Raw genomic sequence first — 2,044 nt, forward strand, 5'->3', positions numbered from 1 at the left:
TTTCGTATAAGCTCTATTATGTTAAATAATTAAGGATAAAAGCTTTATTACTAAATAGAACAGTTGCTTAAAGCAGTATAGAGTTAAGTTTGCATTTTAATATCAAGTTGTCTTTCAGCACCGATAATCACCATACGAATCCCATTTTCAAAAATGTCATCCGCATTCATATTTTGTAAGGTATTCACTCCTTGGAGCATGAGTGGATATATAGTTGGATCGGCTTCGAATGGTGGGTCTGATCTTATTTCTTCTTGCTGCTCCTCAAGGACCCACCCAACAATAAACCTTCCTAATGTCATAAGTAATGCAACTGCTTCAACAGGAGAAAACCCAGCATGAGATAACAGCGCAACTTGGGCCTCAATCGTGTTGAAATGTCCTTGACTGGGGCTAGTTCTTGCATGTAGACGAGCACCATCACGGTAAGCTAGTAGTGCTCGACGAAAGCTTACAGAATTAGCGAGCAACCAATCTTGCCATGTCATCCCATCGATGGGTAAAGAAACTAAATGGTGTTCATTTATAATGGTTTCCGCCATTGCTTCCATTAACAAGGATTTATTCTTGAAATGCCAATATAGAGTTGGAGATTTAATACCCAATCGTTGAGCTAGCTTGCGTGTGGTTATTGAATCTATGCCTTCTTCATTCAACATATCCAATGCGGTACGCAGGACTATTTCACGTGTCAGACGTTGAGGTGCAATATCTTTTTTACTCATAAATCTATCACTGATAGGGAGTGTGTGAGAGAATATTAATTCTATCATTGCTAGAGAAGGCATTTGTGAAGAAATCATTGAGCGTGATTTTAATCACTATATTTCTGGATGCTGTTGGGATTGGTTTAATTATGCCGATCTTGCCTGAATTATTACGGTCATTGGCTGGAGCTGAAGCAGGCGGTGTTCACTATGGTGCTTTATTAGCTGTGTATGCTCTGATGCAGTTCATTTTTGCACCTATCCTTGGAGCGTTGAGTGACCGATTTGGACGTCGACCTGTATTAATTATTTCAATTGCTGGTGCAACGGCTGATTATCTCCTAATGGCTGCTGCTCCTTCTCTATTGTGGCTATATATTGGTCGTATTTTTGCGGGAATTACAGGTGCCAACATGGCTGTTGCAACAGCTTATGTTTCAGATATTACTCCAGCCCATGAGCGTGCAAAAAGGTTTGGTCTCCTTGGAGCTGTCTTTGGTATTGGGTTTATAGCGGGTCCGGTAATAGGTGGAGTTTTGGGTGAATGGAACTTACATGCACCGTTCTTTGCTGCTGCTTTTATGAATGGGATTAATTTAATAATGACAGCAGTCTTATTAAAAGAATCAAAACACAGCAATAAAATGACTGAGAAGGTTCAGGAGCAATCAATATTAAAGAAATTATCCTATTTGATCACTCAACCTAATATGGCTCCATTGCTTGGTATCTTTTTAATTATCACATTGGTTTCACAAGTCCCCGCAACTTTATGAGTTATCTATGGGCAGGATCGTTATGGCTGGAGTATATTTATTGCAGGTGTTTCCCTTGCTAGTTATGGAATATGCCATTCTATTGCACAGGTTTTTGCTATCGCCCCTATGGTAAAGAGGTTTGGAGAGAAAAATACGTTGTTATGTGGAATAGCTTGCGATGCAATTGGTTTACTTCTTTTATCTATTGCTGTTGAAGAATGGGTGCCTTTTGCGTTGTTACCATTGTTTGCCCTTGGTGGAGTAGCCGTTCCTGCTTTGCAAGCAATGATGTCCAGAGGTATTAGTGATGAAAGACAAGGTGAATTACAAGGGCTATTAAGCAGTTTTAATAGTCTGGGGGCTATAATTGGTCCTGTATTAGTTACTAGCCTCTATTTTATGACTCAGGCATCAGCTCCTGGAATGGTATGGGCATTAGCTGCAATACTTTATGTAATCACCCTACCCTTATTGCTTAAGTATCGCCTGAATAAATATTCTGGAGTTCCATAAAATATTTAATTTATTGGTTTAAAAACTAATGGATTCTATAGTTTATCTAAAATTAACATAATACAC

The 2,044-nt window shown here is 39.0% G+C and carries 1 protein-coding gene and 1 pseudogene; one reads left to right on the top strand and one right to left on the bottom strand.

The window, feature by feature from the left end; all coding sequences use genetic code 11:
- Positions 1-83: 83 nt before the first annotated feature.
- Positions 84-725: a TetR/AcrR family transcriptional regulator C-terminal domain-containing protein gene (locus EXE09_RS18615; protein WP_004787586.1), complete on the bottom strand. Its 642-nt coding sequence runs from the start codon at positions 723-725 to the stop codon at positions 84-86.
- 65 nt (positions 726-790) lie between these two features.
- Here EXE09_RS18615 and tet(39) point away from each other — a divergent pair.
- Positions 791-1,978 (top strand): annotated as a pseudogene (tet(39), locus tag EXE09_RS18620) (tetracycline efflux MFS transporter Tet(39)).
- Positions 1,979-2,044: the final 66 nt, after the last annotated feature.

The organism is Acinetobacter sp. WCHAc060025, from assembly GCF_004209355.1.
Taxonomy (GTDB): domain Bacteria; phylum Pseudomonadota; class Gammaproteobacteria; order Pseudomonadales; family Moraxellaceae; genus Acinetobacter; species Acinetobacter wuhouensis.

Coding starts and splice junctions, on each gene's coding strand:
- EXE09_RS18615 (WP_004787586.1), bottom strand. CDS start 725: ATGAGTAAAAAAGATATTGCACCTCAACGTCTGACACGTGAAATAGTC.